This is a genomic window from Thermocladium modestius (assembly GCF_055398215.1).
The window spans coordinates 1,554,684-1,569,368 of sequence record NZ_AP043731.1; the positions used below are offsets into that span (position 1 = coordinate 1,554,684).

The 14,685-nt window shown below is 60.1% G+C and carries 10 protein-coding genes and 1 tRNA gene; 7 read left to right on the plus strand and 4 right to left on the minus strand.

Features of this window, described 5'->3' with window-relative positions; all coding sequences use genetic code 11:
* Nucleotides 1–114: 114 nt before the first annotated feature.
* Complete coding sequence (locus tag ACZ5ZS_RS08050) at nt 115–1,410, plus strand: DNA double-strand break repair nuclease NurA (RefSeq protein WP_188595561.1); 1,296 nt, start codon at nt 115–117, stop codon at nt 1,408–1,410.
* A gap of 104 nt (nt 1,411–1,514) precedes the next feature.
* Here ACZ5ZS_RS08050 and ACZ5ZS_RS08055 read toward each other — a convergent pair whose 3' ends face one another.
* Nucleotides 1,515–2,243: an FAD-dependent thymidylate synthase gene (locus ACZ5ZS_RS08055; protein WP_188595562.1), complete on the minus strand. Its 729-nt coding sequence runs from the start codon at nt 2,241–2,243 to the stop codon at nt 1,515–1,517.
* Between the two features lie 197 nt (nt 2,244–2,440).
* On the opposite strand from ACZ5ZS_RS08055, the gene ACZ5ZS_RS08060 reads away from it, so the two are divergent.
* From ACZ5ZS_RS08060 to ACZ5ZS_RS08070, 3 genes are read left to right on the plus strand one after another with little or no spacing between them, the layout of a single operon-like run.
* Nucleotides 2,441–4,450 (plus strand): hydantoinase/oxoprolinase family protein, encoded by a 2,010-nt coding sequence (locus ACZ5ZS_RS08060; RefSeq protein WP_188595563.1) that lies wholly within the window; start codon nt 2,441–2,443, stop codon nt 4,448–4,450.
* Nucleotides 4,451–4,455: 5 nt separating this feature from the next.
* On the plus strand, nt 4,456–6,108 hold the full coding sequence (locus ACZ5ZS_RS08065) for a hydantoinase B/oxoprolinase family protein (protein ID WP_188595564.1): 1,653 nt from the start codon (nt 4,456–4,458) through the stop codon (nt 6,106–6,108).
* On the plus strand, nt 6,105–7,793 hold the full coding sequence (locus ACZ5ZS_RS08070; RefSeq protein WP_188595565.1) for a thiamine pyrophosphate-binding protein: 1,689 nt from the start codon (nt 6,105–6,107) through the stop codon (nt 7,791–7,793). The genes ACZ5ZS_RS08065 and ACZ5ZS_RS08070 overlap by 4 nt, the downstream gene beginning before the upstream one ends.
* Before the next feature lie 68 nt (nt 7,794–7,861).
* On the opposite strand, the gene ACZ5ZS_RS08075 is transcribed toward ACZ5ZS_RS08070, so the two are convergent.
* Nucleotides 7,862–7,951, minus strand: a tRNA-His gene (locus ACZ5ZS_RS08075).
* Between the two features lie 138 nt (nt 7,952–8,089).
* On the opposite strand from ACZ5ZS_RS08075, the gene ACZ5ZS_RS08080 reads away from it, so the two are divergent.
* Nucleotides 8,090–9,346 carry an MFS transporter gene (locus ACZ5ZS_RS08080; RefSeq protein ID WP_188595566.1) on the plus strand — a complete coding sequence of 419 codons (1,257 nt, stop codon included), beginning with the start codon at nt 8,090–8,092 and terminating at the stop codon, nt 9,344–9,346.
* Here ACZ5ZS_RS08080 and ACZ5ZS_RS08085 read toward each other — a convergent pair.
* Together ACZ5ZS_RS08085 and ACZ5ZS_RS08090 are read right to left on the minus strand one after the other, a co-directional pair.
* On the minus strand, nt 9,343–10,539 hold the full coding sequence (locus tag ACZ5ZS_RS08085; protein ID WP_188595567.1) for an LUD domain-containing protein: 1,197 nt from the start codon (nt 10,537–10,539) through the stop codon (nt 9,343–9,345). The genes ACZ5ZS_RS08080 and ACZ5ZS_RS08085 overlap by 4 nt on opposite strands.
* The gene (locus ACZ5ZS_RS08090; RefSeq protein ID WP_188595568.1) at nt 10,536–11,450 is read right to left on the minus strand and encodes a heterodisulfide reductase-related iron-sulfur binding cluster; all 915 of its coding nucleotides are present in this window, start codon (nt 11,448–11,450) and stop codon (nt 10,536–10,538) included. The genes ACZ5ZS_RS08085 and ACZ5ZS_RS08090 overlap by 4 nt, the downstream gene beginning before the upstream one ends.
* Before the next feature lie 100 nt (nt 11,451–11,550).
* On the opposite strand from ACZ5ZS_RS08090, the gene ACZ5ZS_RS08095 reads away from it, so the two are divergent.
* Both ACZ5ZS_RS08095 and ACZ5ZS_RS08100 read left to right on the plus strand, forming a co-directional pair.
* Complete coding sequence (locus ACZ5ZS_RS08095; RefSeq protein WP_188595569.1) at nt 11,551–12,168, plus strand: ribosome biogenesis protein; 618 nt, start codon at nt 11,551–11,553, stop codon at nt 12,166–12,168.
* 66 nt (nt 12,169–12,234) lie between these two features.
* Nucleotides 12,235–14,667, plus strand: coding sequence for an STT3 domain-containing protein (locus tag ACZ5ZS_RS08100; RefSeq protein ID WP_188595570.1), 2,433 nt, complete (start codon nt 12,235–12,237; stop codon nt 14,665–14,667).
* Nucleotides 14,668–14,685: the final 18 nt, after the last annotated feature.

A 14,685-nucleotide genomic window follows, 5' to 3' on the forward strand; every position in this document is an offset into this window, starting at 1 on the left:
TTAACCTTTACCTAGTCGTTGGATGAAACTTATGACTAACTGGTTCTTCCCCCTCTCCTACCGCTTATGCTTTGTACGCGGCAGCGTTTTATGCATGGGAACCAATGAGGGAGGGTGCCCGACCTTTTCTTCGACTTATTCGCGCGGAGGCTCAGGGAGAAGAGCGGTGTCTTCGCGCCGATATTGGCCGACCCGCTCGCGGAGATCATTGGGGAGAGGGTGTGGAGCGCTGTGGATAGGGTTGCGCCGCCGAACGCCTCGGCGGTGGCCGTGGATGGAGGGGTTCAAGCGGCTGGCTTGAGCGATGGCAGGCAGCTCGTGGTGGCTAGGGCGATAGCCATAAGCAGCGCTGGATCAGCCCCCGTGAGGGATGTGGACCTGGACGTGGTTCCCCAGGGAGGCGGGGTTGGGGTGAGCATGATGACTAGGCTGGAGATGAGCGTGGCGGCGAAGGCGGTCAGGGAGGGGGACGTGGATTACGCCTTAATGGACGGCTCTCTCTACGTAAAGATGATGACGCTGATCCACGTCATCGCCCTAGACAAGGTGGCGCCGGGACCGGAGGTAAGGGAGGCGGTCAGGACCTTGGAGTCCATAAAGGACTTCCTCGATGCTTGCAAGGACGCCGGCGCGAGGCCGCTGTTCGTCTCCAAGGACTCCCACCTCAAGATAATCAAGGATTACCTGATCTTCACGGCCCTCCAGAGACTGTTGGCGGGGCACGTGGACGGCGAGGACCTTGAGCTGCTCAGCAGGGGGGCCCAGCTCTACTCCCTGTCCTGGTTACGGAGCGGGAGGCAGAGGCTGGCTGAGATTGCCCGTGAGTATAAGGGGGTTGACGGCGACCTCGTGAGGCTCCTCGTCGAGAAGGAGCTGGATCAGTACCTGGGGGACTCCCTGCTGCTGGACTCCATGGCGAGGAGGGAGGGGGTTAGGCGTGGAGTGTCGAGGCCCATGCTAATAGGCGCGGTCGATGTGTACCTGAAGAGGGCTGGGCTGGACTCCGTGGACTCCCTGGGTAGAGCAATGGAGAGGCGGGCGCGAGAGGCCGGCGCGAGCTTCGATGCAATCACCGCCCTATCCGGGCTCCCCCGCATATTGATGTTCCACGTAAAGGCAGGGGACCAGGACGTTCCCCTCATGGTGGAGACCCCCCTCCATAAATGGAGGTTCCTCAGCGATGAATTGCCTCGGAAGTTGTTCTACGAGTATGACTGGAGAATGGATGCGCAACTGCTCATGTCGCAATACGTTAATCCATTAAATTACAATAGATTATTAATGCTGGCGCACCACTACGCCACGTTCACGGCGGCTCAGTTCCAGGAGTACCTACTCCTAGCCAAGCGGGAGGTAGGGCTGGGCAGCTCCAGGCGGGGAATGATAGGGTTCGGCATGCTGAACGGCTAGGGGTTTTTGAATTGAATGAATTGACGCCGCGGGCAGGCATTGAGCTTAATTACCAAGCTTTCACGCCCCGCCCTCCTCGGGGAGGTAATGGAATTACGGATGCGTCACTCACCCATGAATTGCGTAAGCTCGCTCGGCACCTCGACGCCCCACTTCGTGAACGCGTCTATGATGGACTTTGACCTGCACTCAGCCCTGTCCTCCGCCTTCAATCCCCTACAATAATCGGGGTGATCCGTGACGTGCTCCCAGGCCCACCTAGCCGTTACGGGGAACCTGCCCGCCACCGCGGAGAACATGAGCCACGCCACGAGCCTAATCTCGTGGAAAGCCCCCAACCCCGTCCTCAACGGGAGGAAGGCTAGGAAGAACTCCCTCGCGTTCATTTGAACCCAGATCCTCGACGCGACGGCGTTCCCCAACGCGTACCGCGCGTCCTCTGGCGGCGCCCCCATCCTCTCCAGTGAGAGGTAGTGGGAGAGGCCAGCGTCGCCCACGTCCAGGCCTGGGGGAGCAACCACCCTGAACCACCCCCTCCCGTAATCCACGTACCTCTGGCTCTCCTGCCAGTAAGACGCCACCCTGTGCCGAATCAACTCGTGCGTGCAGGCTCGGGAGCACTCCAGCAGCCAGGAGGCGCCCATGAACTCAAGCACGCTGTGATGCCCATCCCTCAGGAAGGAGCGAATCCTCCTCTCCACCCTCTCCTGGGGAACCCTACTTGAGGGCGGCGCCCCCCTGTAAATCACGTCAGTCATGCCCGCCACGAGATCCTCCGAGCCCCACGAGTCGATTAACTGCACGGAGGGCTTGATTCTCTCCAGAGCCATCATTAAATCAAGCCGCTTCCGGGGGTCTAAAACACGATCACGTCGCTCAAATAGGTATTACATTAATATCTATAGGTCCACACGTGGGTCTATAAGGCAGTCCCGGGTTTAAATAATCCATTCCCCACAGGGATGGCGGGAGCCGTATACTTCCCATCAAGGCCGGGAATGCTTAATAAGTCGCGGCAATCCCATAGCGAGTGCCTAGGTATTATATTGGGATAGATATTGGGGGCACGTTCACAGACATAGTTCTATTCGATTCAACCACCGGCGACGTGAGGGTGCTCAAGGTTCCCAGCACTCCAAGGAGGCCGGAGGAGGCCGTTATAAACGCCCTCAACTCCCTTGGATTAAGGCGCGGGGACGTGGCCATAATAAACCACGCCACAACCGTGGCGACTAATGCCCTCCTCACCCGCAGCGGCTTGCCGCGCGCCGCGCTCATAACAAATGAGGGGTTCAGGGATGTGTTGGAGATAGGAAGGCAGAGGAGGGCCGAGATATATAACCTAAGATTCGCGCGTCCTCCCCCGCTCATACCCAGGAGCAGGCGCTTTACGATTAGGGGGAGGATTCTGGCCGACGGCTCGGTGGCGGAGGACGTGCCGGAGGCGGACTTGAGGAGGGTCAAGAAGAGATTAATGGAGGAGGGGGTGGAGACTGTGGCGGTCTCCCTCCTTAACTCGTATGTGAATCCAGTGCATGAGAGGAAGGTGAGGGATTACATAGGCGATTACGGCGGCTTCGTTTTCCTCTCCTCGGAGGTGGATCCGGAGTATAGGGAGTACGAGAGGACCAGCACCACGGTTGTCAACGCCGTGCTGGCCCCAGTGGTGACCACCTACCTGAGGAGGCTGGAGGAGGGGGTGAGGGGGTTGGCCGCTCCCCTCTACGTAATGGCGTCCAACGGCGGCCTCAACACAGTTGACTACGCGGCGCGGATGCCGATATCAATAATAGAGTCCGGCCCGTCCGCCGGGGTCCTGGCCTCAGGCTTCCTCGCGTCGAGGCTGGGGTTGGAGAACGTCATCACGTTTGACATGGGGGGCACGACGGCCAAGGCGGGCGCCATAGTGGGCGGGAAGCCCGACGTATCCTACGAATTCGAGGCGGCCGGGAGAACCCACAGCGGTCGCTCAATAAAGGGAAGTGGGTACGCCGTTAGGTTCCCCTTCATCGACTTAGCGGAGGTCAGCGCGGGCGGGGGCACCATTGCTTGGATAGACGAGGCTGGTTCCCTGAGGGTCGGCCCGGCGAGCGCCGGAGCGGATCCGGGGCCGGCGGCGTATGGAAGGGGTGGAACTGATCCCACCGTTACTGACGCCAACATAGCGTTGGGTCGATTGAGCGGCGAGTACCTGCTCGGGGGAGCAATGAGGATACGCGGCGAGCTGGCCATTAAGGCACTGGACGAGAGGATAGGGAGGAGGCTGGGCATCGATGCCATCGAGGCCGCCGTGGGCGTGATCCGCTTGATAAATAACTCCATGGCTAGGGCCATATCCATAATAAGCGTGGAGAGGGGGAGGGATCCGCGTGATTTCTCAATGATAGCGTTCGGCGGCGCCGGGCCCGTTCACGCGTGCGACTTGGCGGAGGAGATGGGGATTAAGGAGGTGATAGTGCCGGAGCACCCCGGGCTCTTCTCCGCCTATGGATTGCTGACGGTGGACGTGACGCGGGTCTTCACGGCGTCCGCCCTGGGGAGGAACTTGGAGGAGGTATTCTCCGAGCTCCGCGACAGGGCGGTGGGCGAGATGAAGGCTGAGGGCTTTCACGACGTGGAGCTGGAGGAGTTGGTCGACATGAGGTACAGGGGACAGTCATTCGAGATAACCGTGAACTACCGCGGAGGTGGGACGGGCTTGAGGGAGGCGTTCGAGGCGGAGCACAGGAGGCTGTACGGCTACTTCTCCCCCGACCCCGTGGAGGCTGTTGCGGCCAAGGTGGTTGCCCGCGCAAAGGTCCCCAAGCTGGAGCTGATGAGCCGCGCCAGGCGGGGCGGGGACGCTGAGCCCCGCAGCAGGAGGCGAGCGTACCTGGCCGGCGAGTTCGTGGATGCGCCGATATACGAGAGGGAGAGGCTCCCCCCGGGCTTTCAGGGATCGGGGCCGGCCGTGGTGGAGGGGTACGACTCCACCGTGGTGGTGAACGGGGGCTGGCGGTGGGAGGTGGATGAGTACCTGGACCTGGTGTTGAGGAGGTGACTTGAATGGATAGGTTCACTTCCCAGATAATGAGGAGCTCCCTGTTCTACGCTAGCGAGGAGATGGGGATAGTGCTGAGGAACTCCGCTTACTCGCCGAACATAAAGGAGAGGATGGATCACTCCGCCGCCATATTCGACGCGGAGGGGAGGATGCTGGCCCAGGCGGAGCACATACCGGTCCACCTCGGCTCGCTTCCCTGGGGGCTGAAGAACACTGTGGAGTACATGAGGAGGGAGGGCGTGGAGTTCGAGGAGGGGAGCATGGTGGTCGTGAACAATCCATACATAGCCGGGACGCATTTGAACGACGTCACAGTGATACGCCCCATATACTTCTCCGGCCGCTTGGTGGCGTTCGCCGCCAATAAGGCGCACCACTCCGACGTGGGAGGCAAGGTGCCGGGAAGCATCTCGTTCGACGCGAGGTCCATTTACGAGGAGGGGCTCATAATAAACCCAGTCCTATTGATGAGGAGAAACGAGTTCCAGAGGGACGTGATAAGCCTCTTCGCCTCTAATTCCAGGAATCCCTATGAGAGGATGGGGGACATAAAGGCCCAGGCCGCCGCTAACTTGACGGGGGAGCGTAGGGTGTTGGAGGTGATTGGGAAGTACGGGCTCCAGAGCTTCCTGGAGGCCAACGAGGAGGCCTTCAGGTACGCCGAGACCATGTTCATCAAGAGGCTGGAATCCGTGCCGCGGGGAGCGTATGAGGCCGTGGATTACCTGGAGAAGCCTGGCGGGGGAGACATAAGGCTTGCCGTGAAGGTGGTGATAGGCGAGGACAAGGTGTTGGTCGACTACGAGGGAACGGATCCCCAAGTCCCCATGCCCCTCAACGCAGTGCTGGGAGTCACGATAAGCGGGGTCCACTTCGTGTTCCGCACCCTCTTGGGGGAGGACGTCCCGCTCAACCACGGCGCGTTCAGCAGGCTAGAGGTGAGGGCTCCGGAGGGCTCCGTGCTTAACCCCACCTTCCCAGCCCCCGTGGCTGGAGGCAACGTGGAGACTAGCCAGAGGAACGCCGATCTGCTCTACCTGGCGATGAGCAAGGCGATGCCGAGGGAGGTGCCCGCCGCCGCCGGCGGCTCCATGAATAACGTAATGATGGGGGGAGTCCACGAGGGCAGGACGTGGGCGTTCTACGAGACGATAGGGGTGGGCCTCGGCGGGAGGGACGGCATGGATGGAGTGGATGGGATTCACGCCAACATGACTAACACGATGAATACGCCCATAGAGGAGATAGAGAGGAGTCTCCCTCTGCTGGTAAAGAGGTACGAGTTCCGCCCCAACAGCTCGGGGCCGGGGAGGTTCAGGGGAGGAAGCGGCATAGTTAGGTCATACATGGTGAGGACGGGCAGGGTGACCGTGACTGTCCTGGCCGATAGGGGAAGGCACGGCCCGTGGGGCTTAATGGGGGGAGGGCCCGGCGCCACCACCGAGGTGATAGTGGGCAGGAGGGGGAGGCGCGTTAAGGTTGATACTAAGGTGACGGTGGAGCTGGAGGCGGGGGACTACTTGGAGATAAGGACTGCCGGGGGCGGCGGCTACGGCGACCCCATGCAGAGGGACCCAGAGGCGGTGCGGAGGGACTTGGAGAACGGGTTAATAACGGAGTCGTACGCCAAGAAGCACTACGGGTGGTCCAAGTGAGGGCCAGCAGGGCATTCATAAAGATGCTTGAGGAGTACGGGGTCTCACACGTCTTCGGCCTGCCCGGCGAGACCGCCCTCCCTCTCTACTCCGATATGAGGAAGTCCTCCCTCAAGCACGTGATGGCGAGGGACGAGAGGAACGCCGCCATAATGGCCGATGGGTACGCCAGGACGACGTGGAGGCCGGGAGTCGTGGAGTTGCCGGGAGTCGGGGCGTCCATGGCGCTGCCCGGATTGCTCGAGGCCCGCGCGTCGGGGGTTCCGGTGATAGCCGTCGTGTCCGACGTTCCCCTCGGCAGCGAGCGCAGCAATACATTGACGGAGTACCCCAAGGAGTCCATGTTCCTGGACGCCGCCAAGGAGGTGCTCAAGGCGGAGTCCCCCGCCTCCCTTCCCCGCCTAGTCAGGAGGGCCTTCAGGGTGGCAACCACGGGCTTCCCCGGCCCCGTCGTCCTGGTGGTGCCCAGCGACGTGTGGGAGGGAGACGTCGATGAGGGCGAGGCGTACGCCCAGCCCCGCTTCTCCTCGTTCCCCTCGATTCGATTCAGGCCCAGCGATGATGATATATCCGCCGCGCTCGACTTGATAATGAAGAGCCAGCGCCCCGTCATGATCTGCGGCCAGGGCGTTCTATTCTCCAAGGCCTGGGATGAGGTCGAGGAGCTGAGCTCCCTCATGGGGATGCCCGTCGGCACCACCATATCGGGCAAGGGAGCGGTGTCAGACGATAACCCCCTCTCCATAGGAGTTGTTGGCAGCCGCGGCGGCTCCTCGTTCTCCAACTCAATGGTGGCGGGCGCCGACCTGGTCTTCCTGGTGGGAACCAACGCGGACTCGGTCGACACGTGGGACTGGAGGGTGCCCCCGCGGGGAGGGAGCCAGGCCGTGATTCACCTGGACGTGAGCGAGGCCAATCTGGGCAACATGTATAGAACCGACGTCTTCCTGATGGGCGATGCCAAGCTAACGTTGCGGCGAATGATAGAGCTTGCAAGGGAGAAGGGGCTCAGCAGGAAGAGGATAGACGTGAGGAGCGAGAGGCTGGCCTCGGTCTCCAGCCTTCAACCGGCGGTTGATGAGGGAGGGAGGGGCGTCGACCCGCTTCTGCTAGTTAAGGCGCTGCAGCGGAGCCTGCCCGATGACTGGGTGGTGGCGGTGGATCCGGGGGTGGGGGCCATATACACCTCGGCCTTCATGGAGGTCAGGAAGCCGGGCAGGAGGTTCCTGTACGATTACTCCATAGGCGCCCTGGGCTTCGCGCTTCCCGCCGGCATCGGTGCAAGGCTCGGCGGTCCCAGGGTCCTGGTGATCACCAGCGACGGCAGTTTTGGGTTCAACGCGGGGGAGCTGGAGACAGTGAGGAGGCTGGGCATCGATTTGAAGATTATATTGATAAATAATTCATCCTTCGGGTGGATAAACGCCGCCAGCGCGGCTAGGTACGGCGCGGCTTTGACTGACGAATTCGCCGAGGTCAAGTACGTGGACGTGGCTAGGGCGTATGGATTGGATGCCTTCCTGGCGGTCGGCAACGGCGACTTGGATCAATTAACCTCATTCCTATCCTCCGACGGCCCCGCCTTGATGGAGGTGAGGACGGCCCCTGAGAACGAGTTGTTCCCCCCGGTCCCGGATTGGAGGGAGCCGGCGTCGAGGCTCGGCAAGAGGTACATGGGGGTCTAGAGCCGCCCCGGTCCTTGAAGCGGTTCCTCCCCGGCGGTTCAATGGAGGTCTTCAATCATTTAAGCAAGTGGGGCCCCGGCCGGGATTTGAACCCGGGTTTTCAAGCTGTCTGCCGGCGTCCACAGGCTCGCGTGTTAACCAGGCTACACTACCGGGGCCTTAAATGGAGCTCGGTCCCCGCTCTTTTAAAGCTTTGAGCCGCGGCACTCCATGCGTCCCATATTTGCAAATAGACAGGCAATGCCTCATTATAAATAGCAAGTTAATGCTTAAAAATAGCCAATAGGTGTTTTGTTATGAATAAAGGAGATACGCAGATACTCTCCGCATCCATGATAGGCACGATACTGGAGTGGTACGGGGTGTTTCTCTTCTCGTCCGGCGCCATCTATATCGGGAGGAACTTCCTTCCCAAGACCAGCCCATACTACGCGATAGCGGAGACGCTCCTCATATTCGCCATAGGCTTCCTCTTCCGGCCGGTCGGAGCTGTCGTGTTTGGCCACTACGGGGACAGGATAGGCAGGAAGAACATGCTGATAATAAGCTTAGTGCTATCCGGTCTCTCCACGGGCCTGGTGGGCGTTCTCCCAACGTACGCCCAAATAGGCGCGGCGGCATTGATTCTCCTCGTGGTTCTGCGTCTCATCCTCGGCTTCGCCTTGGGCGGCGAGTGGGGCGGCGCCATGCTTCTCACCCTGGAGAACTTCCAGAGCAGGAGGGGTTTTTGGTCCGCCTTCATTCAATCAACGGTAGGCATAGGCCTCATACTGGGCGCGGCCGCGTTCTACGTGCTGGACGCAGTGCTCCCGCAGAGCCAGATGTTCGCGTACGGCTGGAGAATACCGTACCTCCTCGCCTTCATAATACTGGCGATCGGGATATACATAAGGGAGAGGATTCCCGAGACGCCTCTCTTCGAGGCCGCCCAGAGGGAGAGGAAGATAGTTAGGGTTCCCGCTAAGGAATTGTTCTCTAAGCACTGGCTACCGCTCCTCCTCGGCACGCTTATCACGGGTTCCTCCGGCACGTTCTTCTACGTGGGGGCTGCGCTAATTCCATCCCTGTTCGAGCTGCTTAAGGTGGTCACCCCATCATTCGCCCAGATAGGCGTTATACTGTTCGCGGTGGCCGACATAATATTCGTTTTCATAGGCGGCATGGCGTCCGAGAGGTACGGGAGGAGGGCGATGGTGATAGTGGCCAACCTCATATTCCTCGTCATAGTCTACCCCTCCTTCTACGTAAAGACGGCGGCCGCATTCCTAGCCTTCATGTTCCTCTACGGAGTGGCCCACGGCACCGGCTACGCGCCCCTTGGATCTATGATTTCCGAGATATTCCCAACCAACGTGAGGTACTCCGGGAACTCCATGGCTTACCAGTTCGGCAACGCGTTTGTCGCGGGCCCAGCGTCCTTTGTCTCGCTCTACCTAGGCGCGATAGCGTACCCGCTCTACCCCGTCTACGCCGTCGTATTCAGCTTAATAGCGATAGCCTCCGCCGTGAAGTTCAGGGAGACCAAGGACATATCCCTAATGGAGAGCAGTTAACGCTTCGTGCCCGCTTGACTGGGCTTAAAATCGCTTCTTCCCCCTGCCACCTTATTCACGTATTGAGTCCTTACCCAATTAATCACTTCAGGTATGTTTATCCCCATGGGGCAGACCTCCCTGCACGTGCCGGCGTGCACGCAGAGAACGGCGTGCGGGCCCGCCTTCTCCACGCCATGAATGACCGCGCTCCACATTATTCCCATGGGGCCGGAGTACGGTTGAATGCCCCACTCCCCATCCAGTGCCCTATAGACGGGGCAATGGAAGTGACACCGCCCACACCTAATGCAGAGCAGCGCCTCCCGGAGGACGGGGTGCCTCGCGGCCGCCCGCCTACCGTTATCCACAAGCACCAAGTGGAACTCCCTGGGCCCCTCAGCCGGGCTCACCCTAACCTGCTCCACGTCCCCGGTGGAGGAGGGGCCGGCCACCAGGTTAACGTATGTGGGCGGGTAAAGCCCCGCGTACGCGGCCTGGACGAGGACCTCCATCATTGCGTGGTGAAGCGTGGGCACTATCTTGTCGACCCCAGTAACCGATAAGTGGATGGGGGGAGCCACCGTGGTGAACCTTATGTTTCCCTCATTCTCCACAAGCAGCACGGCCCCTGTGTCCGCAGCCACCGCATTGGCCCCCGTTATGCCCACGTTTGCCTTTATGAACTTCTCCCTGAGGAACTCCCTAGCAGCCCTAGCAATGTCGGCCGGGTCCGGCTTCACGTCTATGCCCAGCTTATCCCTAATGACTTGGGCCGCCCGTTCCCGCGTCATGTGCAGTGACGGTGCTATTATGTGGCTAGGCCGCTCCCCAGCTAGTTGAATCAGGAACTCGCCCAAGTCCGTCTCCCACACCTCGTTCCCGGCCTCCCTCAATGCCTCCCTCAACCCCACCTCGGCGGCCACCATTGACTTACCCATCACCACCACCCTTCCCCGGCCCACGACCCCCTCCACGTACTTCCTGGCCTCCTCAGCCGTGGCGGCCAGGTAAGCCCTCCCGCCCAGGGACTTGACGGCAGTCATCGCCTCATCTATGAATCGATCCATGTCGGCCACCACGGCTTCCTTGGCCCTCCTCAACTCGCGGGCCAGCTCCACCACGTAGGGATACTTCTCCAGCACATTCATGGTCCTCGGCACGTTGTGCTCCACCGCCCTCCCTATTGCAATGCCCCAATCCTCCCTCCTCATGATATCGCCTCGGCCAGATCCACCACCCTAACCCCACTGGGGGCGTTCCTGGATAAGTTGCCCAGGCATATGGGGCACGCCACCACTATGGTCTTCGATAGCCTGCTCAAGTCCCTCGCCCTGGCCGCGGCTATGGAGTTGGATAGGGATGGGTTTATGGACTCCACGGGGCCCCCGCAGCACATCGACGTGGCGACCCCGGTCACGTATGGGTCCTCCCTCCTGGCCACCCCGGCCTCGTTCAGCAGTCTCCTCGGCGCGTCCCTCAGCCCAAGGTAGCGGGAGTACAGGCATGAGTCGTGCACGACTACTCCCCCCTCAACCGCCCCGCTGGGCTTGACTCCCCTGACCAACTCCATGTAATTAACGACATCGGCATCGAGCCGTTGGTACTTGGGCAGCACGTTCTTCAAAAGGTTATGCGTGTGGGGGTCAATTGTTATTACCCTGCGCGCCCTCCCCAACGCCCTCGCCACGACGGCGGAGTACTCCTTGAATGCCTCCTCGAACCCCAACTCGTACAGCAACGCGCCGGAGTACGGCTCCTCCTCGTATAGGTACCCGAACTCAACCCCGCTCCTCCGAAGCAGCCCCGCTATCCTCCTCACCACCCCATTCATTCGCTCCACCTCCGCCTCGTCGGGCTTCGTGAGGGCCCTCATCAATCCCAGAGGCGCCCTCCTGGCAAGCTCCGGCACCCTGGACGCCGCGCCCACTAAGGAGACGAGCTTATTTATGGCCGGCACCAATTGATAAAGGCACGATGTATAGATTATCGTGTCCCCGCCCCTCGGCACTCCAAGCCCCTCCGCCCACCTCGTGCACACGCCCTTATCGACGGGGAGGGGAAGCATGGTGCTCCGCAGGTTGCCGATCAAGATATCGCCCAATGCCCTCAGCCAGCTCTCCACCCCAGTCCCCTCCATTGCCTCTTAATAAGCATAGGCCCTCACGGTTTCGAGCGCCCAGGAGGGGAGGCCAGCTTTAAATGCGTCCGCCCCCGGTTGCGGAGTGCTCACGCTGATACTGGCGGAGGCGGCGTTGGAGGTGGTGAACGGCGAGGTGCTGGACGTCTCCAGGCATAGGTCCGTGATAAGGCGTCTCCCCAATCCCCACAAGCGGGGCAGGCCGGATATAGTTCACCTCTTCCTCTTGACGGCTATGGGCAGCCCCCTCTCCGCCGCTGGCCTCCTCCGAGTGTTGATCCACACCGTCAACGATGAGATAATAATAGTGGATCCCCGCGAGCGTCCGCCGCAGAACTACAATAACTTCATTGGATTGATGCGGCAGTTATTCCGGCTGGGCTCGGTGCCTCCCAGCGGTTCCCCCCTACTCAGGCTGGTGAGGGGCGGGATAGGCGACGCCGTGTCTCTGTCCCGGGCCTCCAGGGTGGTGATGCTTGACGACTCGAGGGGCGTCAAGGTGCCTGCCCGCGACTTGGCGCGCCGTGTTTTATCCCTGGGGGACGTGGCCGTCATAATGGGGGGATTCCCCCACGGCTCCTTCGAGGAGTCCACGTACGCGGTCGTCCAGGAGGCGTATAGGATAGGGGATAGGCCCATGAGGACGCACGAGGTGGCGTGCAGGTTTTTGGCCATGATTGAGTCGGAGCTGGGCTATTATTGAGACCCGCGGAGGCGGGGGGGGGGGATTTAGGCAAATCTTTATATACCGATGTGGCCGGCGATGGGTATGGCTAAACAGGAAGCCGCGCAGGTCCCCTTATTGGACGCTGAGCTGCGTTCCTCGCAATTATTCGGCGTCGCCGCCGCGTTGGTCTCCACGCTCGCCCTTGCTCTATATATAAGGCTGTACTCCGTCTATTTATGGGGCTATTACATAAACGAGTTCGATCCGTATATAAGGTATTACCTGACTCAATTCATGCTTAGCCTCGGCTCCGTGAAGGGCATCGAGTGGTGGTTGAGCGGCGGCTTCATTAATGGTCATCCCTATAAATTCACCAATTTCTGGTACCCCTGGGGCATCAATTGGGCAATTGTTCTATCGCCGGGAGTCTCGTTCACTGGGCTCCTCTCCTACGACTTATTGAAGCACTTCCACGTATCCCTCCTGTACACGGTAATAATGGTGCCGGGAGTAATAAACGCGTTGTCCGTGTTATCCATGTACTACCTCGGATCCAGGATTGGGGGGAAGTACGTGGGGTTATTATCGGCGGTGTTGACGGCCTACTCCATAATATTCACCCAGAGGGGATCGGCTGGGTGGTTCGCCGACTCAACGCTGTTCCAATTCGTTGTTCCCCTCGGCTTTGGGCTATTCATAGACGCGTTGAGGAAGAGGGACTGGATACCGTACGCAGTGCTGGGCGCCGCCGTCAACGGCGCCACGGCGTGGCTCTGGGGCTCCTTCACGTTCATAATGAACGTTTATGGCTTGTTCATGATAGTCATGTTGATATATGGAATATACAGGGCGTATAAAGGCAAGGTAATCAATCTCGGCGTTATGGGAATCGGCGTTAGCTTGGAAAGGATCATATACGTTTACCTAGCCACGTACCTGGGCTTCGTCGCGTTCCTATCCATGACCCCGAGGTACGGCCTCCACGCGCTCCTCACGCTTGGCGCGGGCATGTCCCTCGCAGCGCTCCTCTCCGTGATAGCGCTTCCCGCCCTCCGCCTCACCCGGGCTCAGGTGAGGAAGGTGGCTGGGTACGGCAAGTACGTGATAGCCGTGGCCGCCGCGGCGGTGGTTGTGGCCGCCGCCTTGACGGGCCTGGGCATAATCCACCTGCCGGGCGGGAAGTTCCTTGGCGCGCTGCTGCCGGTGGCCAGGTCCGCCATAGTGCAGAGCGTTGCTGAGCATTCCCCGACGCCCTTCCACAGCTTCTTCCAAACCGTGACCCTCACGCCTCCCTTCGCTGCGACGGGGATGGCGTTCCTCTTGTCCTCGTTCGACGTGGCTGGCCTATTGATGTCCCTCGCCGCCACCGCCGCCGTCTACTTCGCGTCGTCGGAGGCATGGTTGATAATGCTCCTCGGCTTCTTCTGGTTCCCCCTCACGGCCCTGGGCTTCGTGGTGATGATTAGGTTCCTCATCCAGCGCCGCACGGTGGCCATGCTGGCCCTCGCCGTGTTCATAATCGCCCTCTTCGCCGTGGCGCTGTCGCAGCAAGTGGCTCCTGGGGTGGCCATAGCCGCGGCCCCGCCCCAGATAGTGTCCACCACGTCGCCCGCCGTTCCATCATCGGATTGGTTGGACGCGCTTTACTGGATGCAGATGAACTTGCCTCCCCACGCCTCCGTGGCGTCCTGGTGGGATTACGGGTATTGGACAGCCATAATAGGGAATAAGAGCAGCTTGGCGGATAACTCCACCGTGAATGGGACGCAGATAGCGCAGATAGGGGAGGCATTCGTCACGAGGAACGTCACAAAGTCCCTCGCCATATTGAGGGAGCTCAAGGCTCAGTACGTGGTGGTCTTCATACCGTACAGCGCAGTCGCCGTCCCGGTTTCGTCGCCCATGGCTGCCCTCAGCATAGGATCCACCACTCAACAAAACATAGATGTGTGCGGCTTGATACCGGAGTACCCCACCGGCGGGGACTTCGTGAAGAGCTACTGGATGGCGTTGATATCTGGCCACAGCTCCTCGTACATACTGAACGACTTGCTGGGCACGGCCGACCTCACTCAATTCAACACGGAGATAAACGTGCCCCTCAGCAATTCCACTCTCTACCAACTGCTCTTCAATCTGAACGCCGCCTCCCTCTCTGGTCAATTCACGGGATGCATTAACCAGATAGAGAGTAATTCCCAGTTGAGGGGTAACCAGATATTCCCGATACCGCTGTGGTTCTTCAACACCTGGCCTTACTACACCACCGCCTCGTCGCCCTCCAATCAGGTGGGTATTCACATAAACGTGCAGCTAGAGCCGTTCGCGCAGCAGTACGGCTTCAACATATTGAACTCCCCGCCTGCCGGCGTCAACGCCACTCAATGGTTGGAGGGATTGTATGGCTTGCTGTACTACGGTAACTACCTCTCCCCGCCTCCTGGGTTCCAATTAGTGTACGTCTCCAGGCCGTACGGGTGGGTGTTGGTGTATAAGGTGAATTACTCGGCTCTGAATGAAACCTCCAAACAGTAATTAGATTCCCTTTAATGC